Here is a 20,546-nt window from a genome sequence, read left to right as displayed (position 1 = left end):
TCTCCTTGATGGATAGCTCGCAGTGACACGAGCGACTTCATACTGGCAAAGACGACGGCTTTGCCATTGCGCCAGATCAAGCCTGCGCCACCGTGCATTTCTATATTGGAGTCATGAAACCCCATGAGATATCGCTTGCCCCCGTCCCCGCTATCCTGCTCGCGGATGCCGGCGTCGCGACGTGGGCGTCCTGACCATGAGCGAAGCGGTCAGTGAATCCGCCGCGCCGGTGGAATCAAGCCATGACGTGCTATTCAAGCCGCTTGGCATCGATACGTGGCGAGAGCATGTCGTGTATCTCCACCGCGATTGCGCCGTGTGTCATGCCGAAGGCTTCACGGCACAGACACGCGTCACGGTCACCATAGGCACGCGTAGTCTGGTCGCCACGCTGAACCTGGTGGGTTCGGCATTGCTCAGTCCCCTGCAGGTGTCGTTATCGACGGGCGCCTGCAACATCCTGCAAGCGCGAGAAGGCGACATCGTTCGCGTGTCTCATGGGCCGACGCTGGATTCGTTGCGCGGGGTGCGGGCAAAGGCCTATGGCCACCACCTGGATCGTGCCCAACTCTGCGCGATCATGCATGACGTTGCGGCTGGCCGCTACGCCGACGTGCATATCGCCGCGTTCCTCACTGCCTGCGTCCACGGCAAGATGAATCTGCGCGAGACGGTCGATCTGACCCGGGCCATGGTGGAAACCGGCGAGACGCTGCGTTGGGACAGGGCGATCATCGCCGACAAGCACTGCGTAGGCGGCCTGCCCGGCAACCGGACAACCCCGATCGTGGTCGCCATTGCCGCCGCGTCCGGCCTGATGATTCCGAAGACGTCCTCCCGCGCGATTACCTCTCCCGCCGGCACGGCGGACATGATGGAGGTACTCACCCCTGTGGCGCTGAGCGCCGGCCGCGTACGCGAAGTCGTGGCGGCAACCGGCGCCTCCCTCGTTTGGGGCGGCGCTCTGTCGCTCAGCCCCGCCGACGACGTACTGATCCAGGTAGCCCGCGCGCTGGAACTGGATAGCGACGCACAAATGGTGGCATCCATCCTGTCAAAGAAGATTGCCGCAGGCGCGACGCACGTGCTGATCGATGTTCCGGTAGGGCCCTCGGCCAAGATCCGGCAGGAAGCGGATCTGAACCGGTTGCGCAAGCTGATGACGCACGTCGCTGCGGCATGCGGCATCCGCGTCCTGGTTGTCCGCACCGACGGCACCCAGCCCGTGGGCCGTGGCATCGGGCCGGCGCTGGAAGCCCGCGACGTCCTCGAAGTCCTGCAATGCAAGCCCGGCGCACCGCAGGACCTGCGCGCACGCAGTGTGATGCTTGCGGGGCTGCTGCTTGAGTTCTGCGAGAGCTGCCCCGAAGGTGCCGGCCCGGCGCTGGCCGTCCGCGCGTTGGACAGCGGCGCCGCCTGGCGAAAATTCGAAGCCATCTGTGAGGCACAGGGGGGCTTGCGCGCGCCTGGGGAAGCAGTATTCCGGCAGGACATGACTTCGCCAAACGACGGCATCGTGACGGAGATCGACTGTCGGCTTCTTGCCCGCACCGCCCGCCTTGCCGGCGCGCCGGAACGGCAGGTGGCCGGGATCGACATGAGCGTACGCCTCGGTGACGCGGTTAGACGTGGTGACACGCTCTACACGCTGCACGCCCAGGCCTCGGGAGAGCTCGCCTACGCCGCCGCGTACGCCACAAGCCACCCGGCGATCCGGATTGGCGAACCTCGCTGAAAACCGGATGTGCGCTGTTGACACAAGTCAAGGGTGCCGCCGAAGCAGCTTCTAGACTGATCATGCACTGGCGAGGTGCTGCCCTGTGACGAAGCTCCCCGTCATCGGTTCAGCAAGCCGGAGAAAGGGGAATGTCATGCCTGATAACGTCATCGTCTACTACTCTCGCACCGGGACTACGCGGCAGGTTGCCGAAGCGCTCGCCGCCCAGACCGGTTGGCCGTTGGCCGAGATCCAGGACGTGCAAAGCCGTGCAGGGCTGATCGGCGATCTGCGTTGCGTGGTGGACAACCTGTTCCGCCGGCGTCCGGCTTACCGGTACAACGGTCCGCCACTGGCCAACTGTCGGTCGGCGGTGGTGCTGGCGCCCGTGTGGATTGGCCATCTGGCCGCCCCGATGCGGAGCTTTCTCCACGATCAGATGCCATTCTCCGCAAGGCTTGCCGCCGTGTGCGTGATGGCGGCACGGGGTGGTTTCGATGCGGCCGCGGAGATCGCGCTGACCTGCGACAAGCCGCCCCGCCCAACGCTGGTGCTGTTGCAGCGCGATATCGCCAGCGGCGAGGCCTTCCAGGATCTTTCGGCATTTTCCAAGAGCCTGCTCCAGGGCGAGACGGAAACTGACAGCGGCCCCCGACAAGCCTGGCTATCGCCAAACGAGGCATGACGTCCATGGAGACCAACATGAGCAATATCGTTCTCGCTACAGATGGTTCGGCCTACGCCGATGCCGCCGCGCGGAGTATCGTCGAGAAGCACCTCTTCAGGGATGACGTGACCGTCCATCTGGTGCATTGCACACCCGACCTGTCGGGCGAGGTCAAGCAATTTGTCAGCCGCGAGGACATCGCGGCCTGGCATACCGACGAAAGCAAGCGTGCGATGCAGTCCGCGCAGGATATTCTTCGCGCGGGCGCCGTTCCAGTGGAGACCCATGCACTGATAGGTTTCGCCCCCGAGCGCATCGTGGCCGTGGCCAAGGAAGTCAACGCCGTCGCCATCGTCATGGGCACGCATGGCCGTGGCGCTTTCCTGGACGCCATCATCGGGTCTGTGGCGGGGCGGGTCATCGCCCGTGCGCCCTGCCCGGTCGTGCTCGTAAAGGCCCCGGCAAGCGCAGCCTGACCCCCCGGGCCTCAGACGGACCGGGGCCGTTGGCGCCTGGACGCTTCGACGCCGAAGTCTTATTCCACCAGGGCGCTACGGCCCGAGAGGAGCTTCACCATGTATCAAAGAATCCTGGTCGCCATTGACGACAGCCATTGCGCCCGCGCGGCGCTGGCGGAGGCCATTCACCTGGCGGCGTCCTGCAAGGCCGAACTGGAGATCACGCATGTGATCGACTACGGCTTCCTGCAGCACGAACTCGGCCAAGGGGAGCTCAGCACCCGGCGGCCACAGCTCGCGGCGGCCGGGAACACGCTCTTGTCCCGGGCGGCGGCCATCGCCAAGGCGGCCGGTGTGCCGTACACCACGACGCTCGTCGACGAGATGTCCGTGCTGGGGGATATCGCCAACGAGGTGCGCAAGATCGCTGCCACGTGCGGCGCGCAGATCATCGTCGTCGGCACCCACGGACGTCGTGGGATTCAGCGCCTGCTTGTTGGCAGCGTGGCAGAAAGCCTGGCACGCGAGTGTTCCGTGCCCGTGCTGCTTGTGCGCGAACCGATTCGGCCGGAAGGCGACGTCTCCGGCCCTGCCCCGGAGGTCACGGAAGCCGCAACCTAGCCGCAACTTGGCCTACTACGATCGCGTGGTCGATGTGTCTGCGACCCCGCGCGCGCGCCGGACACGTCGTTGCCGCAAGATCAAAGGTGCCAGCCGCGGCGCGCCGTCCCGGCCAGGCAAACGCCGCCGAGGTCCTTGACGACGCTGCGCATCGGCGCGCAAGAGCGCGCGTCGCAACTTGCCACCATCACGAGTTGCCCCGGCGCCAGTGAGAGTTTTCGTTCTGTCAATCCGACGCGCAGGAACTTCCCGCCGAGCCTCGCCCCGAGCACCCAGCCCAGCATGCCGCCGAGCATGGCAACCCCGAGCACTGCGATACTGCTTTCGGCCGGACCAAATGATGTGCCGTAGGCAAGGGTCACGGCGACACCGGCAATGACGCCGGCCACAAACCCTACTATTGCCGTTTCATCGCGGTAGGTAATTTGGCCAGCTTCGGTTCCAGGGAGGTTTTCGACAGGCTGCTTGTCTCGACATAGAAACCACGGGCCATTCGCCTCCCGATGGCCAGCCACGAGTTCGTGCAACCGGGTCTGCGCCAGCCTTGCAGTGGCAACATCATTGAGGATGAAATACAGGAGCGTGCGCATGACTCGCCTCCGAAGGGTGTTCCGCGTTGGTGTTGGGCTATCGGCGGCCGGAGAGCGGAACCTTGCTTAGGCACGTCATCTAATAAGATTAGGGGTCCTGGCCCAAGAAATGCGAGCGTCCTTACAATACAGAGGCCGCCCCGTAGCGGTACACTCCAATTGCCGTCCCGATCCGGGGCGGAAGCCCCCCTCCGCATCGGCGCAAGGTCTACGATGAATCGCATCCGGTACCTGGTGAACCTGTCCTATGAGATCCTGGATCCCACAGCGGACTTTCTGTTGCGTATCGAAGCGGCGAGAACAGGGCGGCAATCGATCGTCTCCGAGCACCTTGCGATCACGCCGGAGACACCCGCCACGCGCTACACGGATCCGGTCCTGCACAACCGCCTGCTGCGGATTCGGGCGAACAAGGGCCACCTGGCCATCCGGTATGAGACTGTGGTGGAGATCGACCATCGGCTCGACGATGGCGAATCGATCAGGCAGGTCCCAGTCGCCGAACTGCCCTTTGAGGTACTTCCCTTTCTGACGCCGAGCCGCTATTGCGAATCTGACCGCCTGATGGAATTCGCGATGCGCGAGTTTGGTGGCATGCGCCCTGGCTACCCGCGCGTGTATGCGATCAGGGAATGGGTGCGCAACCACATCCGCTTTCTCTCGCACTCAACCAACGAGCGAACGTCTGCGATCGATACGATCGTGGAGCGAACAGGAGTGTGCCGGGATTTCGCGCACCTGATGATCGCCATCTGCCGCGCGCTGAGTATTCCGGCCCGTATTTCCAGCAGCCTGGACTACGGCGCGGATCCGGCAATGGGGCCGCCGGATTTCCACGCGGTGGTAGAGGTGTACCTGTCGGGAGGCTGGTACCTGCTTGATCCCTCGGGTGTGTCGATTCCGACTGGCCTGCTGCGCATTGGCACCGGCCGGGATGCCGCCGACGTTCCCTTTGCGGCGATATTTGGAAAGGTTCAGTCGGAACGTCCCTATATCGAAATCGAGGCACTGACCGATTCTGCCGTCGGCATTGGCATGCCACTCGCCACGACTCACGCCATTTCGACCTGGTGACCAGCCATCAGCGCTGGCCGCCTTTCATTCCGATTTACGCTTTCCGCTTGTCGACGCCATCGTTCCGAGCCGACCACGCACGATGGCTTTGCCGGGCTTAGACCGGCGAGTGCCGCCGCGCTGGTCGCCTTGCCATATTGCCTGCGCCGACGGGCTTCAGTTCGCCCTCCCATGGCAACGCGTCGAGATCGAGCACATGGTCGCCGTCGGCGGTCTTGTGATAGAGCTGGTCGCGCAAGACCTGGCCAATGGCAATGCGGCATAACCGTTCGCTGGTCTGGTCGGTTGCGGGCTGGAGATCGCTGTCGGGGCTTCGCACCGCAAAGGAACGTCTCCCGGTGCCAACAAAGCTCGTGAATTGCACGCCCGTGGGGTGGTTTCCATCCCGGAAACTGACCGCCACATGGTAGGCAAGGTGCTCGACGTCGGCCGCTAGTGTGCAGAGGAAGCTGAAAGGAGGAGTGGCGCCGTGCATACTTGAATCGCCTTGAAAGAGAAAGTCATGGATTTTGCGACTGCCATTGACTGTACTCCTTCCCCTAGCTCTCGGCAGATCTATTTCTCCGCAGCGAAACAGCCCACTCGCTTCCAGGTACGCCACCGCAACAAAAAAGCTCCGCAAATGCGGAGCTCATTTACTAAGGTGCCAGCCGAGTCAGTTCAGAGAGACTGAATCTTCGTCGAGTGGGCCCCTTCTGACCAGGCTGCAGCAACAGCCGTGGCTGCATAACGGGACCGACAATTGATTATCGCCCGCCTCGGGCACTGACTTGCGGCGATCCAGCAATACATCGCCTATTTTAAATCCGAGGAGAAATTCTTGATGTAGCCATCGATATTTTCCTCAAACATAAGACGGTATTGCTCACAAAAATAGTTGATGGTCTCTTCCTTCGCCATCTCCGTCGCTTCACCTGAGGCGAAGCCGCGTGCGCTGCCCCACGCGTTGAAACGTGCGGAACCGTACATCATGGATGCGCTCAGCTTCCCTTGACTCTCTACAGTTCCGAGCTGCTCATTCGAGAGATTTAATGTGTGCGCCCGCTCTGTATATTTTGACTTAACCAGAGATCGGATACAATAACCCCGTCTTGACATTATGGATTTTATACGGATAATATTTATTTCAAATCATATTTCCGGTTGGCTCGACCCTCGGTACGCCCCCCTCCCTTCGGCAGTACCCCCAATCCCGGTTAATAATGGCGCCCCCTTCGGCGCGACGAATAGAACGGGTTGTGTCAGCATCTGTTATTTGGACGTGGAGAACGCCATGCGTGACATCATCGACGGCTTCCTGCGCTTTCAGCGAGAAGTCTATCCGCAACGCGTTGAGCTCTTCAAGCAGCTCGCGACGACGCAACATCCCAAGGCGCTGTTCGTCACCTGCTCGGACAGCCGCGTGGTGCCTGAACTCCTTACGCAACGTGAACCAGGCGAATTGTTCGTGATTCGCAATGCCGGCAACATCGTGCCTTCGTACGGTCCAGAACCCGGCGGCGTCTCGGCCACCGTCGAGTATGCGGTCGCGGTGCTGGGCGTGAAGGATATCGTGATCTGTGGCCACTCCGACTGCGGCGCGATGGGCGCCATTTCGCGTTGCACGTGCCTTGACCATCTGCCGGCGGTTGCGAGCTGGCTGCGCCATTCAGATGCCGCCAAAGCGATCAACGCGGCGCACCATTTCGACTCGCCTCGCGCCAAGCTCGACGGGCTCGTGCGCGAAAACGTGATCGCGCAACTTGCGAATCTCCGCACGCATCCTTCGGTGGCACTAGCGCTCGAACAGGGACGACTGAATCTGCACGGCTGGGTGTACGACATCGAAGCAGGCAGCATCGACGCACTGGACGGCGCGACCCGACGCTTCGTGCCGTTGGCCGAGTCGCCAACGACAGTCGCGGTAACTTCCCATCGCCACGGAAACGTATGACTACGCCCCCCTCGGGTGGGCCCATATTTTCGCATCCTCTCGGTGAACCGCAACGGCGGCAATGGCTATCGCGCGAGAGCTGTTTGGCATTAACGGCAGGCGACAAACAAATCGAAACACGCAGCGCACCACGGTACGGGTGCAACTGAGCAATCCCAAGGGAGGAGCCGGCCAGAGGATTTCAAGGGGAACGATCGCACCCTTCCACGTGCTTTTGTGTGCGTTTCGCGCGGCTTGTTCGCCAGGAACCAGATAGCGAAATGCCTCAGGCTCCGGCTCGGCGCGGTCGCTCGCGCGATGCCGGTGCAAATAGCTCGTTGCGCGCGGCCTCGGTAATCGCCGTCACGCAAGGATGCGTAATGCGGCGTTCTACCGAGATTGCGAAGAACTCTTCCGCCACGTCGGGGGCCGCCCCGAGCGCACGCACGCCGAATTGTTTCTCGATGTCCCGCTCCAAGACAGTGAGCCCGATAAAGATGCCCATCCCGCGCCGCCCAAACTCCTTGGCGAGGGCGCTGTCGTCAAATTCGCCGACGACCTGCGGGCGCAGCGCCCGCGCTTGCAACCAGTGTCGCAGGCGCTGGCCAACCGCGGACTCCTCGGCGGGCATGAGCATGGGCGCCCCGTCGAGGCACGCCGGGAAGGGCCTGTTGCAAAACTCGCGCAGCGCTGGCGCGGCGAAAAAGCTGATCCCGCAACCACCCAGCCGGTGGTTGAAAGCGCGCACGCTGACGGCGGAGGGAATCGGTGCATCCGCGATGATGAGGTCGAGGCGGTGAAGCGCCAACTCGGCAAGCAGCATGTCGAGCTTCCACTCGCGACAGATAATGCGAACGGGTTCCGGCAACTGCGAGGCCGGCTCGATCAGCCGACAGGCAATCGTCTTCGGAACGGCGTCGGCAACGCCCACGCGGAATTCGAGCAGCTTGCCTTTGTGGGGATACTCACGCACGGCCTCCTCAAGTTCCGCGCCAATGGAGAAGAGGGCCTCAGCGTAGCCAAACACCATGCGTCCTGTATCGGTAAGCGCCAGACCACGTCCGCTCCTGACCAACAGCGGCATGCCGAGCGCCTCTTCGAGGGACTGGATCTGGCTGCTGATCGTCTGCGGCGACAGGTGCAGACATTCGCTGGCTCGGATCACGCCCCCAAGTTTGGCCACCTGATAGAAATAGTGGAGATGCTTGTAGTTCATGAGGATCGCCCCTTGTCGCAGCCTGGCCGAGCAGGCAAACCCTCCCATTTTTTCGAATGATGGTATCCAAACAATCTGCTTTTCGCCGGCAGTTTCGCATCCTAGATTGCAAATGTCACCTGCAGTGGTGCCCAGGATTCGGCGGTCGTTGGATTGGGTCCGCACTCGCGAACCTGCCACCGTACCTTTTTTTTCAACGGCACGGGCGAGTGCATCACCCATCCCTTTCGGGAGATATCGACATGGCTACGCTCCTTTTGCCTTGCGACGGTTCAGCCAGCGCGCTGCTTGCGGTGCGGCATGCCATCGCCGAATTCCGCCAGGGGGATGCACAGCGAATCCATTTGCTGAATGTGCAGCCGCCTTTCTCACACTACGTGAATCGCTACACCGCTCCCCAGCTGCGTGCCGACTTCCACCGCGAGCGGGCCGATGAGGAGCTTGCCGAGGCGCGGCGTATGCTCGATGCCGCCGGCGTCCCGAATCTTGCGCACTTCCGGATTGGCGACAAGGCACGTTGCATCGCAGAGATGGCGAGGCAACTGCATTGCGATCGCGTTCTCATCGGCACCGCACGCAAAAGCGCGTTCGTACGCGCGGTGGAGCACTCGCTTACCAACCAGCTGCTGGAGAGTTGCCCGGTACCGGTCGAGGTGATCGGCGGCGCCCCCGCGCGCATGATCGAGCGCATTGGCATTCCGGCAGGAGTGGGTGCCGGCCTGGCATTGCTTCTCGCAAGTCAAGCGTGACTCTTATGTCGATGAACGGAACGCCCGTATGAGTCTGGCCAGCCGCTTCGTCACCATCGTCAATCCGCCGTTCTCCGGCGTATCGGAGAGCCGGACTCGCATCGCTTTCAGCTACTGTCATGACAATGGACTCTTTCGCAAACGCTGCAATGTGGGCTGGCTTTATCGCCTTCGTGCTGTCGATGCTGGCGCTGGACCTGTTCGTTTTCGGCGGGAACAAGGCGCACCGTGTCTCGGTCAAGGAAGCCGCCGCTTGGGTCGCGGCATGGGTCACGATGGCCTGCACTTTCGCAGGCCTCCTCTGGTGGTATCTCGATATCAATGCCAGCCGCGAAATCGCCAACAGCAAGGCGATGGAGTTCATCACCGGTTACCTGATCGAACAATCGCTGTCGATCGACAATATGTTTATTTTTGTGATGATCTTCAGCTACTTTGCCGTACCACCGGAATTGCAGCGGCGGGTACTGCTGTACGGCGTGCTGGGGGCCATCGTGATGCGAGCCGGCATGATCTTGGCAGGCGTGTGGCTGGTAAGCGAGTTCGCCTGGGTCCTATATATTTTTGGGGCCTTCCTGATCGTGACTGGCATCAAGATGCTCATTTTTGCCGAAAAGCAGCCCGATCTGGAGAAGAATGCGTTGTTGCGCTGGCTGAGGGGCCACATGCGTGTGACACCCGATTTCCACAGCGAGAAGTTCTTTGTGCGGATTGATGGCGTGCGTTGGGCGACGCCGATGTTCCTGGTACTGATGATGATCGAAGCAAGCGATCTCGTGTTCGCCGTCGACAGTATCCCGGCCATCTTCGCGGTGACTACCGACCCCTTCATTGTCTTCACGTCCAACATCTTCGCCATCATGGGGCTGCGGGCACTTTACTTCCTGCTCGCTGATATGTCGGAGCGCTTCCATCTTCTCAAATATGGATTGGCGCTGGTGCTGGTATTCATTGGCGGGAAAATGCTCGCGGCTCCGTGGTTCCACATGCCTGTGCAGTGGTCGCTGGCGATCGTCGGCTCGGTGATCCTGGTCTCCGTCCTTCTCAGCCTCAAGTTTTCCGCCCGCAGATTCCACCACCGCGCAACATGAACCGCCCCGGGTTTTGAGGAGGCTTCGCGTCTTGAGAAACGTGATAGTTGACATAGCGGCCGCCGATTGCCGACGACGCGCCGGTTCGGCCGTGCGTAGACTCACGCAAATGACCTTGGGCCCGCTCCAGAACGGCAACATTTCCTTGCGAACCGTATAGCGGAACGCTGGGAATTGCCATCCGGGGTCAGTGTCAATACGAGGGGATTCGACGAGACTTCATGTGAGCCACCTTTCCATGCATGGGACGCCGTCTGGTACGTCGCGTGGTACGGTGGTCAGAGCGTAAGAGCCCTTATTGAAACCAGAACCCGGCCCCCGCAGGGGCCGGGCTGTCTTCTGGCGGAGACGGAGGGATTCGAACCCTCGATCCAGGTTTTGGCCCGGATGCTCCCTTAGCAGGGGAGTGCCTTCGACCTCTCGGCCACGTCTCCCAAACTTGCGTTGTGCGAGGGAGGCCACACAACGAAGCGCGTATTCTAGCGGGGTCGAATCAACTGGTCAATGACATTTCCATGACCAATCGCGTAAAAAACGCGACACCTACCCCACCAGACACAACACTCACCAGATCACGCCTGATCCAGTTCGAACACCTTGTGGAGCGCGCGCACGGCCAGCTCCATGTACTTCTCGTCGATCAGCACCGAGATCTTGATTTCCGACGTGGAGATCATCTGGATGTTGATGCCCTCTTCCGAGAGCGTGCGGAACATCTTGCTGGCGATGCCCACGTGCGAGCGCATGCCCACGCCCACCACCGACACCTTCGACACCTTCGGGTCGCCGGACACGCTGGCGGCGCCAATATGGCCCTTCACGCTGTCGGTCAGGATGGTCAGCGCGCGCTGGTATTCGCCACGCGGCACCGTGAACGTGAAGTCGGTCTTGCCGTCCACGGACTGGTTCTGGATGATCATGTCGACGTCGATATTGGCGTCGGCGATCGGGCCCAGGATCTGGTAGGCGATGCCCGGCTTGTCCGGCACGCCCAGAACGGTGATCTTGGCTTCGTCACGGGCAAAGGCGATGCCGGAGATGACGGCTGCTTCCATGTCAGACTCTTCCTCAAAAGTAATCAGCGTGCCCGAGTGCATTTCCTGCTCGAGCGGCATCAGGGGGTCGGTCAGCGACGAGAGCACGCGCGTCTTCACGCGGTACTTGCCGGCGAACTCCACCGAGCGGATCTGCAGCACCTTCGAACCCAGGCTGGCCATTTCCAGCATTTCCTCGAAGGTGATCTGGTCCAGGCGGCGGGCGTCCTCGACCACGCGCGGATCGGTCGTGTACACGCCGTCCACGTCGGTATAGATCAGGCACTCGTCCGCCTCTATGGCGGCGGCGATGGCCACGGCCGAGGTATCGGAGCCACCACGGCCCAGCGTGGTGACGTTGCCGCTGTCGTCGATGCCCTGGAAGCCCGTAATCACGACCACGCGACCGGCGTCCAGGTCACCCAGGATGCGCTCGTCGTCGATCGACTCGATCCGCGCCTTGGTGTAGGCCGAATCGGTCTTCACCGGCACCTGCCAGCCCGTGTAGCTGACCGCGTTGATGCCTTCGCCGTGCAGCGCGATGGCCAGCAGGGCCACGCTGGCCTGCTCGCCGGTGGAGGCCAGCATGTCCAGTTCACGCGGGTCCGGCTGCGCGGAAATTTCCTTGGCAAGGCCGAGCAGGCGATTGGTCTCGCCCGACATGGCCGAAGGCACCACGACAACGCGGTGACCGGCGCGGTGCCACTTGGCCACGCGCTTGGCGACATTCTTGATGCGTTCCGTGGAACCCATCGAAGTGCCGCCGTATTTGTGAACGATGAGAGCCATCTTCTTGTCGACGCCAGCGATTGTGCAAAGCCCTTGAAAATACACGATCGCCGACTATCAGGCAAGGCTGTGGCGGGGCGCAGCCCCAGCTCCCGAGGGGTGCCCTAGTCGAGTTCCACCCACTCCACGCGCCAGCGTGGCGCATGGGGCGCATCGGCGGGCCAGCGGCGATGCATGCCGAGCCCGGCCGCCAGCACAACCTGCGCGCCGCTCCACAACAGCGGCAGCCAGGCACGCCGCCACGCCGGCACAGCCGCCTCCTGGTACGCCTGCTTGAGCGCGCGCGCCGGGCCGCCGGGCCGCAGCACAATCCGTTCGCCGCCCTGCCGGGCCGCAAGCCGCAGCGGCCCCTGGAGCACCGCTTCCGGCACGCCAAAGGTGTCGTCGCGCGTGAATCGCAGCGCACCCCGCCATGCCGGCACGACGATGCGATCCTCGCCGCGCCAGACGAAATCGAACGCTGCCGGCGCGGTGTCCGGCACCGCCCGGCAGGCCAGCGCCTTGTCTCGGAAGCGCCGCAGCACCAGGCCGTCATGCGCAATGGCGGGCTCGCCGCCGTCACGCTCGATCAGCTGCGCCCGCATCGCGGCCAGCCGCGCCGTGGAAGGCGGTTGTGCACCGAGGTCGCGCAGCCAATGGCGCAGCACGGCGTCGGCATGGCCGGATGGCAAGGCACGCAGGCCAGCCAGATCGAGTTCGGCAAGGGTGTCCGCATCGCGTCCCGGTGAGACGAGACGGGCCAGCTCGCCCGCCGCGAGCCCGTCGAGCATGGCCGCCGCCTGGCCGAAATGCGAGGCGGCCTGGATCACGTTCTCGTACAGCGCGGGGAAGGCCTCGCGCAGCGCCGGCAGTTGCGCGCGCAGGGCATTGCGGGCGAAGCGGGTATCGGCATTTGAAGGATCTTCGATCCATGACAGCCCGTGCGCGGCGCAATAGGCATCGATCTCGTCGCGGGAGACCTCGAGCCAGGGCCGCAGCAGTTGCACGTCGCCCTGCGCGTCCAGCGGGCGCCGCGCGGGCATGCCGGCCATGCCGGCCACGCCGGCGCCCCGGAACAGCCGCATCAACACGGTTTCCACCTGATCGTCGCGATGATGGGCGAACAGCAGCAACGCGGCGCCCTGCGCCCGGCACATGCGCCCGAGCGCGGCGTAGCGGGCACGGCGCGCGGCGGCCTCGATACCCTCGCCCGCCAGCGCCTGCACGGTCACGCGCTCGGTGGCCAGCGGCACCTGCGCCTCGCCGCACAGCGCCGCGCAGAAGCGCTCCCACTCGTCGGCCGGCGCCTGCAGGCCGTGATGGACGTGCAGCGCCACCACGCGCACGGCCGGGGCCAGCGCCGTACCTTGGGCCACCGCGGCGCACGTGGCATGGAGCAAGGCGACCGAATCGCGCCCGCCCGAGAGCGCCACGGCCACCGTGACCGGCGCCGCCCCGCCAGAAACAACAAAGGCCGCACCGGCCTGGAGAGCCTGTGCGACCTTGTCGGTCAGGGGTGCGGTCAACGGCACCACACCGGCGCGCCCGTCATTCCTGGACGCCGGTTTCCTTGAACTTGCCATAGGCCATCAGCCGTTCGTGCCGGCGTGCCTGCAGTTCCTTGATACTCATGCCCTGGAACTGGCGCAGCGATTCCGCCAGCGAGCGCTTGAGCATCGTCGCCATGTTCTTCGGATCGCGGTGCGCGCCGCCCAGCGGCTCGTTCACGATCTTGTCGATCAGGCCCAGCGCCTTCAGGCGGTGCGCGGTCAGGCCCAGTGCCTCGGCGGCTTCTGGTGCCTTCTCGGCGGTCTTCCAGAGGATCGAGGCGCAGCCTTCCGGCGAGATCACCGCGTAGGTGGCGAATTGCAGCATCTGCACCACGTCGCCCACGGCAATCGCCAGCGCGCCGCCCGAGCCGCCCTCGCCGATGATCGTGGCGATCAGCGGCACCTTCAGCCCGGCCATCACGAACAGGTTATGGCCGATGGCTTCCGACTGACCGCGCTCCTCGGCGTCGATGCCCGGGAACGCACCCGGCGTATCGACGAAGGTGAAGATCGGCAGGCCGAACTTGTCCGCCAGCTCCATCAGACGCTTGGCCTTGCGGTAGCCCTCGGGCTTGGACATGCCGAAGTTGCGCAGCGCGCGCTCCTTCGTGTCGCGGCCCTTCTGGTGGCCAATCACCATGCACGCCTGGCCATTGAAGCGGGCCAGGCCGCCGACGATGGACAGGTCGTCCGCGAAAGCGCGGTCGCCGTGCAATTCATGGAAGTCGGTGAAGATCTCCCGCACGTAGTCCAGCGTGTACGGACGCTGCGGATGGCGGGCGATCTGCGCAACCTGCCACGGGGTCAGGTTGGCGTAAATATCTTTGGTCAGCTGCTGGCTCTTGCCGGCCAGCCGCGAAATCTCTTCGGAAATATCGACAGCCGAGTCGTCCTGCACAAAGCGCAGTTCTTCGATTTTTGCCTCGAGCTCGGCAATCGGCTGTTCAAAATCCAGGAAGGTGGTTTTCATAGAAACACGGACCTGTCTGTGAAGGGGCGCATTCTACCGGAAAAAATCCCGGTTTCGACCGCCCGATATGTTGATTTTCAAGCACTTATGCGCAGAATCAACGCCGTCACTGCCTGTTGATGGACTGCCTGGTTCCTAGTAAGTCACCGGTACGGGGTCAAGGCTGCGCCACATGTACCACGTGGCCACCGTGCGCCACGGCTCCCAGTTGGCCGCCACTTCGCGCGCCTCGCTGCGGGTGACGGGTTCTCCACTAAAGTAATTGGCGGAGATCGCGTTGATCAGCCCGACGTCGTCGAGCGGCAGCACGTTAGGCCGCATCAGATTGAACATCAGGAACATCTCGGCCGTCCAGCGGCCAATGCCGCGGATCTGGATCAGTTCGGCGATCACCGCCTCGTCGTCCATCGCCGCCCACTCTTTCACATGGACGCGCCCGGCCTTGAAATGTTCAGCCAGATCGATGATGTATTCGGCTTTGCGGCGAGATAGGCCACAGGTGGCCAGCTGCTCGGCGCCGGACTTCAGGAACTGGGCCGGCGTGAGCTTCGGACACATCGTGACCAGCCGCTCCCAGACCGACTGCGCGGCCTTCACCGAGATTTGCTGGCCGACCACCGATCGCGCCAATGTAACGAACGGATCACCGCGCGAGATCAGGTGCGCGGGGCCGTACGTCGGAATCATCTTCTTGAGGATGCGGTCGCGGCGCATCAGGTCGGCGCAGGCCTCGTCCCAATAGGCGGGGCGCACCGCATCGACGACCGTCTCCACCGGCAGCGGCACCGCCTTGGCTTCGGGTAGTGCCGGCTTGGCGGCCTTGCCGGCCGCCTTGGTTGCCACCTTGCCGGGCACCTTGGCAGCCGGCTTCCCGGCTACCTTCGGCTTGCGCGCGGCAGCGTTCAAGCACGCCTCCACTCGGTGGCACCGCCCGGCTTGTCCTCGAGCACCACGCCGGCCGCGAGCAGTTCGGCACGAATGCCATCCGCCTCGGCGAAATTGCGCGCGGCCTTGGCAGCCTTGCGTGCGGCGATGCGGGCCTCGATGTGCTCGGCGGTGGGGCCATCGGCCACCTTGCCGCCCTGCAGGAAGGTATGCGGATCGCGTTCGAGCAGGCCCAGCGTACCCGCCAGCGACTTGAGCTGGCGCGCCATCTGGGCCGAGCCGGTGCGATTGACCTCGCTGGCGAGGTCGAACAGCACCGCCATCGCAATCGGCGTGTTGAAGTCGTCGTTCATCGCCTCGGCGAAGCGCTTGGCGTGCGGCTCTTCCCAGTCCACCGCGCAGCCGCCGGGCTGCGTTTCCTTGAGCGCCGTGTACAGGCGCGTCAGCGCGTGGCGGGCGTCGTCCAGGTGGGCATCGCTGTAGTTCAGCGGGCTGCGGTAGTGGGCGCGGAGGATGAAGAAGCGCACGACTTCCGGGTCGTAAGCCTTGAGCACCTCGCGGATCGTGAAGAAGTTGCCGAGCGACTTCGACATCTTCTCATCGTTCACGCGCACGAAGCCGTTGTGCATCCACATATTGACAAACGGCTTGCCGCTCGCGCCCTCGGACTGGGCGATCTCGTTCTCGTGGTGCGGGAACTGGAGGTCGGCGCCGCCGCCGTGGATGTCGAAATGCTCGCCCAGCAGCGTGCAGCTCATGGCCGAGCACTCGATATGCCAGCCCGGCCGGCCGCTGCCCCACTTCGAGTCCCACTTGGTCTCGGGCGGCTCGGTCGGCTTGGCGGACTTCCACAGCACGAAGTCGAGCGGGTCCTGCTTGGCGTCGTTGGCGGTCACGCGCTCGCCGGCACGCAGGTCTTCCAGCGACTTGCCGGACAGCTTGCCGTAGCCCTGGAACTTGCGCACCGAGTAGTTCACGTCGCCATCGGCCGCCTGGTAGGCCAGGCCGTTGGCCTCGAGCTTCTCGATCAGGTTCAGCATCTGCGGCACGTAGTCGGTGGCGCGGGGTTCGTGATCGGGGCGGATGATGCCCAGCGCAGCGGCATCCTCGTGCATGTACTGGATGAAGCGCGTGGTGAGCTGGCCAATCGTCTCACCATTCTCGGCCGCGCGGCGGATGATCTTGTCGTCGATGTCCGTGATGTTCTGCACGTACGTCACGTCATAGCCGGCGGCGCGCAGCCAGCGGTGCACCATGTCGAACACCACCATCACGCGCGCGTGGCCGACGTGACAATAGTCGTACACGGTCATGCCGCACACATACATGCGGACCTTGCCCGGTTCGATTGGCACGAAAGGCTGCTTTTCACGCGCGAGCGTGTTGTAGATGTTCAGTTGCTGCATGAAGCGATCGAAGAGTGAAGGAGGACGCACCGGCACCGCGGGACGCCGTTTGGCAGACGCGCCCCGGGATGCGGGCCACGGCGTGCGGGCCCCATATCTTACCGGAAGGCCCTGCGGCCTGTGCTGCACGCCCTGCCGCTTTGCTAGAATGCCGCGGAGTATAACGGACCGCCCTTACATGAGCCTGCTTCTGCCCACCCCGACCATGCCTTCCTGCCCCGCCCCTGCCGCCGGCCGCCGTGCCGGCCCCTTCCGCGCCGTGGCGGGCGTACTGGCCATGGCCGGCGCCCTGCTCGCCGCCCCGGCGCTTGCGCAGAGCGGCCCGATGTCGCTGACGCCGCCGCCGGCCCCCGGCAGCGGCCCGCGCTCGGCGGACCCCGGCATGGTCCCGGCGGAAAAAGCCGTCAAGGACAAGCGCTACGACGACGCCGTGCAGGACTTCGACCGCGTGCTGGCCGCGAACCCGCGCAATGCGCAGGCGCGCTTCCAGCGTGCGTGGTCCCTGGCCCAGGCCGGGCGCGAGGACGACGCCATCAAGGCTTTCTCGGAAATGGCCCAGGACTTCCCCGAACTGCCCGAGCCGCACAACAACCTCGCCCTGCTCTACGCCAAGCGCGGCGACCTGAAGCGCGCCGAGGCCGAACTGCTGGCCGCGCTGGATGCGCGCCCCGACTACGCCATCGCCTACAGCAATCTGGGCGATGTGTACCGCCGGCTGGCCGAACAGGCCTACAGCCAGGCCGTGAAACGCAATCCCAAGGACACCCGCGCTGCCGCTGCGCTGCAGCAGGTACGCCCGGCCGCCGCCGCGCCCGCCCCGTCCGGCGGCGCCGGCACGCCGTCCGCCAAACCCGCGCCGGCCAGTGCCCCGGCGGCACACTGATCATCCATCCCTAGCAGGCTTGCGGGTGCCCCCGACCGTTTCCGAACGATCGTGAAGCGCCGCCAGCCCCTTATCCTGCCTCACGGAGTCCAGAACATGACCGTTTCCCGCCGCATCGTCCTGGCTGGCCTGATGGCCGCCGCCGCCCTGTCTCCACTGGCCGCGATGGCCCAGGGCGCCAGCCCGGCCGCCGCCACGCCCAAGACCGAGCGCGTGCAGTTCGTCACGAGCGCCGGCAAGTTCACCCTCGAGGTGTACCCGGACGCCGCGCCCAAGACCGTCGCCAATTTCATGGAATACGTGAAAAGCGGCTTCTACGCCGGCACGATCTTCCACCGCGTGATCAGCGGCTTCATGGTCCAGGGCGGCGGCTTCGACCGCGACATGAAAGAGAAGCCGACGCGCGCGCCGATTCCGCTCGAATCGCAGAACGGCCTGAAGAACAAGGCCGGCACCGTGGCCATGGCCCGCACGTCCAACCCGAACTCGGCCACCGCGCAGTTCTTTGTCAATGTGGTGGATAATCCGAACCTCGACTACCCGCAGCCCGATGGCAACGGCTACGCCGTCTTCGGCAAGGTGGTGGAAGGCATGGACACGATCGACAAGATCAAGTCGGTGCCCACCACGGCCTACGGCGCCATGCGCAACGTGCCGGCCGCGCCGGTTGTGATCGAATCGGTCACTGTCGTCAAGTAACACCCCGAACACCAACCGCCACAGAACAGAGGTAACGCCATGTCCAAGGTACAACTGCACACCAACCAGGGTGTCATCACCATCGAACTCGACGCCGAAAAGGCGCCGAAATCGGTCGAAAACTTCCTGTCGTACGTGCGCAAGGGCCACTACGACAACACGGTTTTCCACCGCGTGATCAAGAACTTCATGATCCAGGGCGGCGGTTTCGAACCCGGCATGAAGCAGAAGGACACCGACGCGCCGATCGAGAACGAAGCCGGCAATGGCCTGAAGAACGACAAGTACACCGTGGCAATGGCCCGCACCAACGCCCCGCACTCGGCCACGGCCCAGTTCTTCATCAACGTGGTGGACAATGACTTCCTGAACTTCAGCTCGCCCACGCCGCAAGGCTTCGGCTACGCCGTGTTCGGCAAGGTCGTGGAAGGCACCGAAGTGGTCGACCAGATCAAGGCCGTGCGCACGGGCAGCTCGGGCTTCCACCAGGATGTACCGGTGGATGACGTGGTGATCGAAAAGGCCGTCGTGGTCGAATAAGCGTCTTTGCACCAGTCCTGTTGCAATTGAAGCCCTCAGCTGGCGGCATGATCCCGAACCCTCGACGCGCATGATCGCCACGCCCCGCCCGCCGGCGGCCGCGCCCCTGCCCTTGCAGGTGCCGGCGCCGGCGTGGTTCATTTCCGACCTCCATCTCACGCCGGGCATGCCCCGCACGCTGGCCGCGTTCCGGCGCGTGCTGGACCGCGCCGCGCAAGATGCGCGCGCGCTGTTCATCCTTGGCGATTTCTTTGAATTCTGGGTCGGCGACGAAGAAACGGCCTCGCCGTTCGCCGCCGATGTGGCCGCGTCATTGCGGCGCCTGGCCGACGCCGGCGTGCCCGTGTACCTGATGCACGGCAACCGCGATTTCCTGATCGGCACGCGCTTCGCGGCTGCGGCCGGCGCCACGCTGCTGCCAGATCCCACGCTGATCGAATGTGCCGGGCAGCGCGTGGTGCTGAGCCACGGCGACATGCTCTGCACCGATGACGCGCGCTACATGCGCTTTCGCCACTGGACGCGCAAGCGCTGGGTGCAGCGGCTGTTCCTGGCGCTGCCGCTCTCGGCGCGCATGGCCGTGGCGCAACGGCTGCGCGCGGACAGCGAAGCAGGCCGCGCACGGCAACTGGCCAATCCGGCCGCCACCCCGCCCACCTACGGCGATGCCACGCCCGCCGCCGTCGCCGCGCTGCTGGACGCCCACGGCGCCACCACGCTCATCCACGGCCATACCCACCGGCCCGCTCGCCATGCCCACGGCGAGACCGTGCGCTGGGTGCTGACCGACTGGGATCTCGACGGCCGCCATCCGCGCGCGGCCGTGCTGCAGCTGGGCGCGGATGGCTTCACGGTACTGCCCCAAGTCGACTAATTCGAACTAGTTCGACCGAGGCACCCTCGCCTACTTCATCATCTTGCGCAGTTCGCTCGCGTCGAAGCGGTCGTTGGGCGTGTTTTCGAGATGCTCGCCAAGGCGGTCGAGCGCGGCCAGCACCGCCTCGATGCGGTCATGCTGCTTGGCAGCATTATCGATCAGGCTCTTGAGTGCCAGCGACACCGGGTCATCCGCGTTCGGCGTGATGCCGTAGGCCGAGAACTCCTGCCTGGCGCCCTGCTGCTGCGCCGGCGCGTCGGGCATGATGATGCGTGCGGGAATACCCACGGCCGTGGCGCCCGGCGGCACCGGCTTCAGCACCACGGCGTTCGAGCCCACGCGCGCGCCATCGCCCACGACGAACCCACCCAGCACCTTGGCCCCGGCGCTGACCACCACGCCCGCGCCCAGCGTCGGATGCCGCTTCTGGCCCTTGTACAGTGAGGTGCCGCCCAGCGTCACGCCCTGGTAGATCGTGCAGTCGTCGCCAATCTCGGCAGTCTCGCCAATCACCACGCCCATGCCGTGATCGATAAACACCCGCCGGCCCAGCTTGACCGCCGGATGGATCTCGATGCCGGTAAAAAAGCGCGACCAGTGCGAGATCCACCGGCCCAGCCAGTGCAGGCCGCCGCGCCAGCACCAGTTGGCCACGCGGTGGAATATCACGGCGTGCAGCCCGGGATAGCAGGTCAGCACTTCCAGACGGCTGCGCGCGGCGGGATCGCGCAGCATGATCGTGTCGATATCTTCCTTCAGGCGAGTGAACATCTTTATCGTGTCGTGAGCGGCCGCCGGCGCCGTGTTCGGCCGGAGCGCTTTTTTTGGTATCAAGGGAC

Annotated in this window: 22 protein-coding genes and 1 tRNA gene; 12 read left to right on the top strand and 11 right to left on the bottom strand. The window is 64.2% G+C overall.

The genetic code is table 11. The annotated features are described in order from the left end of the window. Positions 1 to 196: 196 nt before the first annotated feature. The 4 genes from KHO18_RS06645 to KHO18_RS06630 all read left to right on the top strand — a co-directional run bounded on the left by KHO18_RS06645 (position 197) and on the right by KHO18_RS06630 (position 3,463). Complete coding sequence (locus KHO18_RS06645) at positions 197 to 1,735, top strand: thymidine phosphorylase family protein (RefSeq protein WP_211942927.1); 1,539 nt, start codon at positions 197 to 199, stop codon at positions 1,733 to 1,735. 136 nt (positions 1,736 to 1,871) lie between these two features. Next, positions 1,872 to 2,402 (top strand): flavodoxin family protein, encoded by a 531-nt coding sequence (locus KHO18_RS06640; RefSeq protein ID WP_144195976.1) that lies wholly within the window; start codon positions 1,872 to 1,874, stop codon positions 2,400 to 2,402. A 17-nt stretch (positions 2,403 to 2,419) separates the two neighbouring features. Continuing rightward, entirely contained in the window at positions 2,420 to 2,860 is a 441-nt protein-coding gene (locus KHO18_RS06635) for a universal stress protein (RefSeq protein ID WP_144196289.1), read from the top strand. Positions 2,861 to 2,959: 99 nt separating this feature from the next. Continuing rightward, on the top strand, positions 2,960 to 3,463 hold the full coding sequence (locus KHO18_RS06630; protein WP_211942926.1) for a universal stress protein: 504 nt from the start codon (positions 2,960 to 2,962) through the stop codon (positions 3,461 to 3,463). An 80-nt stretch (positions 3,464 to 3,543) separates the two neighbouring features. On the opposite strand, the gene KHO18_RS06625 is transcribed toward KHO18_RS06630, so the two are convergent. After that, entirely contained in the window at positions 3,544 to 4,053 is a 510-nt protein-coding gene (locus KHO18_RS06625) for a hypothetical protein (protein WP_144195980.1), read from the bottom strand. Positions 4,054 to 4,266: 213 nt separating this feature from the next. Between KHO18_RS06625 and KHO18_RS06620 the strand changes: the two genes are divergently transcribed. Further along, complete coding sequence (locus tag KHO18_RS06620) at positions 4,267 to 5,127, top strand: transglutaminase-like domain-containing protein (protein ID WP_144195982.1); 861 nt, start codon at positions 4,267 to 4,269, stop codon at positions 5,125 to 5,127. Between the two features lie 97 nt (positions 5,128 to 5,224). Here the strand turns inward: KHO18_RS06620 and KHO18_RS06615 are convergent, their stop codons facing one another. Then, positions 5,225 to 5,602, bottom strand: a complete 378-nt coding sequence (locus tag KHO18_RS06615) for a hypothetical protein (RefSeq protein ID WP_144195984.1) — start codon at positions 5,600 to 5,602, stop codon at positions 5,225 to 5,227. 320 nt (positions 5,603 to 5,922) lie between these two features. Next, positions 5,923 to 6,225 carry a DUF3144 domain-containing protein gene (locus tag KHO18_RS06610; RefSeq protein ID WP_144195986.1) on the bottom strand — a complete coding sequence of 101 codons (303 nt, stop codon included), beginning with the start codon at positions 6,223 to 6,225 and terminating at the stop codon, positions 5,923 to 5,925. 175 nt (positions 6,226 to 6,400) lie between these two features. On the opposite strand from KHO18_RS06610, the gene KHO18_RS06605 reads away from it, so the two are divergent. After that, positions 6,401 to 7,060, top strand: a complete 660-nt coding sequence (locus KHO18_RS06605; RefSeq protein WP_144195988.1) for a carbonic anhydrase — start codon at positions 6,401 to 6,403, stop codon at positions 7,058 to 7,060. A gap of 265 nt (positions 7,061 to 7,325) precedes the next feature. Here KHO18_RS06605 and nhaR read toward each other — a convergent pair whose 3' ends face one another. Then, on the bottom strand, positions 7,326 to 8,255 hold the full coding sequence (gene nhaR, locus KHO18_RS06600; protein WP_144195990.1) for a transcriptional activator NhaR: 930 nt from the start codon (positions 8,253 to 8,255) through the stop codon (positions 7,326 to 7,328). 242 nt (positions 8,256 to 8,497) lie between these two features. Here nhaR and KHO18_RS06595 point away from each other — a divergent pair, with 242 nt between their 5' ends. Both KHO18_RS06595 and KHO18_RS06590 read left to right on the top strand, forming a co-directional pair. Next, positions 8,498 to 9,004 (top strand): universal stress protein, encoded by a 507-nt coding sequence (locus KHO18_RS06595; protein WP_144195992.1) that lies wholly within the window; start codon positions 8,498 to 8,500, stop codon positions 9,002 to 9,004. Positions 9,005 to 9,123: 119 nt separating this feature from the next. After that, positions 9,124 to 10,095 carry a TerC family protein gene (locus KHO18_RS06590; RefSeq protein WP_280527755.1) on the top strand — a complete coding sequence of 324 codons (972 nt, stop codon included), beginning with the start codon at positions 9,124 to 9,126 and terminating at the stop codon, positions 10,093 to 10,095. A gap of 340 nt (positions 10,096 to 10,435) precedes the next feature. Here KHO18_RS06590 and KHO18_RS06585 read toward each other — a convergent pair. From KHO18_RS06585 to cysS, 6 genes are all read right to left on the bottom strand, one after another. Further along, a tRNA-Ser gene (locus KHO18_RS06585) sits at positions 10,436 to 10,529 on the bottom strand. Between the two features lie 138 nt (positions 10,530 to 10,667). Next, positions 10,668 to 11,918: an aspartate kinase gene (locus KHO18_RS06580; RefSeq protein ID WP_092292692.1), complete on the bottom strand. Its 1,251-nt coding sequence runs from the start codon at positions 11,916 to 11,918 to the stop codon at positions 10,668 to 10,670. Between the two features lie 104 nt (positions 11,919 to 12,022). Continuing rightward, positions 12,023 to 13,480, bottom strand: coding sequence for a tRNA lysidine(34) synthetase TilS (tilS, locus tag KHO18_RS06575; protein ID WP_211942925.1), 1,458 nt, complete (start codon positions 13,478 to 13,480; stop codon positions 12,023 to 12,025). Then, on the bottom strand, positions 13,446 to 14,417 hold the full coding sequence (locus KHO18_RS06570; RefSeq protein ID WP_144195997.1) for an acetyl-CoA carboxylase carboxyltransferase subunit alpha: 972 nt from the start codon (positions 14,415 to 14,417) through the stop codon (positions 13,446 to 13,448). The genes tilS and KHO18_RS06570 overlap by 35 nt, the downstream gene beginning before the upstream one ends. 135 nt (positions 14,418 to 14,552) lie before the next feature. Then, positions 14,553 to 15,323, bottom strand: coding sequence for a DNA-3-methyladenine glycosylase family protein (locus tag KHO18_RS06565; protein WP_211942924.1), 771 nt, complete (start codon positions 15,321 to 15,323; stop codon positions 14,553 to 14,555). Then, positions 15,320 to 16,708: a cysteine--tRNA ligase gene (cysS, locus tag KHO18_RS06560; protein WP_144195999.1), complete on the bottom strand. Its 1,389-nt coding sequence runs from the start codon at positions 16,706 to 16,708 to the stop codon at positions 15,320 to 15,322. Before cysS ends, KHO18_RS06565 begins: the two co-directional genes overlap by 4 nt. A 178-nt stretch (positions 16,709 to 16,886) precedes the next feature. Between cysS and KHO18_RS06555 the strand changes: the two genes are divergently transcribed. The 4 genes from KHO18_RS06555 (at position 16,887) to KHO18_RS06540 (ending at position 19,704) form a co-directional block, all read left to right on the top strand. Next, a complete protein-coding gene (locus tag KHO18_RS06555; RefSeq protein WP_144196000.1) occupies positions 16,887 to 17,591 on the top strand; it encodes a tetratricopeptide repeat protein in 705 nt (234 codons plus the stop codon). A 96-nt stretch (positions 17,592 to 17,687) separates the two neighbouring features. Further along, complete coding sequence (locus KHO18_RS06550; RefSeq protein ID WP_144196001.1) at positions 17,688 to 18,290, top strand: peptidylprolyl isomerase; 603 nt, start codon at positions 17,688 to 17,690, stop codon at positions 18,288 to 18,290. Positions 18,291 to 18,329: 39 nt separating this feature from the next. Next, on the top strand, positions 18,330 to 18,830 hold the full coding sequence (locus KHO18_RS06545) for a peptidylprolyl isomerase (protein WP_144196003.1): 501 nt from the start codon (positions 18,330 to 18,332) through the stop codon (positions 18,828 to 18,830). Between the two features lie 70 nt (positions 18,831 to 18,900). After that, positions 18,901 to 19,704, top strand: a complete 804-nt coding sequence (locus KHO18_RS06540; RefSeq protein WP_144196005.1) for a UDP-2,3-diacylglucosamine diphosphatase — start codon at positions 18,901 to 18,903, stop codon at positions 19,702 to 19,704. A 30-nt stretch (positions 19,705 to 19,734) separates the two neighbouring features. Here the strand turns inward: KHO18_RS06540 and cysE are convergent, their stop codons facing one another. Continuing rightward, complete coding sequence (gene cysE / locus KHO18_RS06535) at positions 19,735 to 20,478, bottom strand: serine O-acetyltransferase (RefSeq protein ID WP_144196007.1); 744 nt, start codon at positions 20,476 to 20,478, stop codon at positions 19,735 to 19,737. Positions 20,479 to 20,546 lie beyond the last annotated feature (68 nt).

Source organism: Cupriavidus campinensis, from assembly GCF_905397395.1.
GTDB lineage: Bacteria > Pseudomonadota > Gammaproteobacteria > Burkholderiales > Burkholderiaceae > Cupriavidus > Cupriavidus campinensis.
This window is presented reverse-complemented; position numbering and strand designations above follow the sequence as displayed.

Excerpts from the sequence above, each read along its gene's own strand:
- KHO18_RS06630 (WP_211942926.1), top strand. The coding sequence starts at position 2,960 with ATGTATCAAAGAATCCTGGTCGCCATTGACGACAGCCATTGCGCCCGC.
- KHO18_RS06620 (WP_144195982.1), top strand. The coding sequence starts at position 4,267 with ATGAATCGCATCCGGTACCTGGTGAACCTGTCCTATGAGATCCTGGAT.
- KHO18_RS06610 (WP_144195986.1), bottom strand. The coding sequence starts at position 6,225 with ATGTCAAGACGGGGTTATTGTATCCGATCTCTGGTTAAGTCAAAATAT.
- KHO18_RS06550 (WP_144196001.1), top strand. The coding sequence starts at position 17,688 with ATGACCGTTTCCCGCCGCATCGTCCTGGCTGGCCTGATGGCCGCCGCC.
- KHO18_RS06625 (WP_144195980.1), bottom strand. The coding sequence starts at position 4,053 with ATGCGCACGCTCCTGTATTTCATCCTCAATGATGTTGCCACTGCAAGG.
- KHO18_RS06580 (WP_092292692.1), bottom strand. The coding sequence starts at position 11,918 with ATGGCTCTCATCGTTCACAAATACGGCGGCACTTCGATGGGTTCCACG.
- KHO18_RS06570 (WP_144195997.1), bottom strand. The coding sequence starts at position 14,417 with ATGAAAACCACCTTCCTGGATTTTGAACAGCCGATTGCCGAGCTCGAG.
- KHO18_RS06545 (WP_144196003.1), top strand. The coding sequence starts at position 18,330 with ATGTCCAAGGTACAACTGCACACCAACCAGGGTGTCATCACCATCGAA.
- KHO18_RS06540 (WP_144196005.1), top strand. The coding sequence starts at position 18,901 with ATGATCGCCACGCCCCGCCCGCCGGCGGCCGCGCCCCTGCCCTTGCAG.
- KHO18_RS06645 (WP_211942927.1), top strand. The coding sequence starts at position 197 with ATGAGCGAAGCGGTCAGTGAATCCGCCGCGCCGGTGGAATCAAGCCAT.
- nhaR (WP_144195990.1), bottom strand. The coding sequence starts at position 8,255 with ATGAACTACAAGCATCTCCACTATTTCTATCAGGTGGCCAAACTTGGG.
- KHO18_RS06595 (WP_144195992.1), top strand. The coding sequence starts at position 8,498 with ATGGCTACGCTCCTTTTGCCTTGCGACGGTTCAGCCAGCGCGCTGCTT.
- cysE (WP_144196007.1), bottom strand. The coding sequence starts at position 20,478 with ATGTTCACTCGCCTGAAGGAAGATATCGACACGATCATGCTGCGCGAT.
- KHO18_RS06635 (WP_144196289.1), top strand. The coding sequence starts at position 2,420 with ATGAGCAATATCGTTCTCGCTACAGATGGTTCGGCCTACGCCGATGCC.
- tilS (WP_211942925.1), bottom strand. The coding sequence starts at position 13,480 with ATGGCAAGTTCAAGGAAACCGGCGTCCAGGAATGACGGGCGCGCCGGT.
- KHO18_RS06555 (WP_144196000.1), top strand. The coding sequence starts at position 16,887 with ATGAGCCTGCTTCTGCCCACCCCGACCATGCCTTCCTGCCCCGCCCCT.
- KHO18_RS06640 (WP_144195976.1), top strand. The coding sequence starts at position 1,872 with ATGCCTGATAACGTCATCGTCTACTACTCTCGCACCGGGACTACGCGG.
- KHO18_RS06605 (WP_144195988.1), top strand. The coding sequence starts at position 6,401 with ATGCGTGACATCATCGACGGCTTCCTGCGCTTTCAGCGAGAAGTCTAT.
- KHO18_RS06590 (WP_280527755.1), top strand. The coding sequence starts at position 9,124 with ATGACAATGGACTCTTTCGCAAACGCTGCAATGTGGGCTGGCTTTATC.
- cysS (WP_144195999.1), bottom strand. The coding sequence starts at position 16,708 with ATGCAGCAACTGAACATCTACAACACGCTCGCGCGTGAAAAGCAGCCT.
- KHO18_RS06615 (WP_144195984.1), bottom strand. The coding sequence starts at position 5,602 with ATGCACGGCGCCACTCCTCCTTTCAGCTTCCTCTGCACACTAGCGGCC.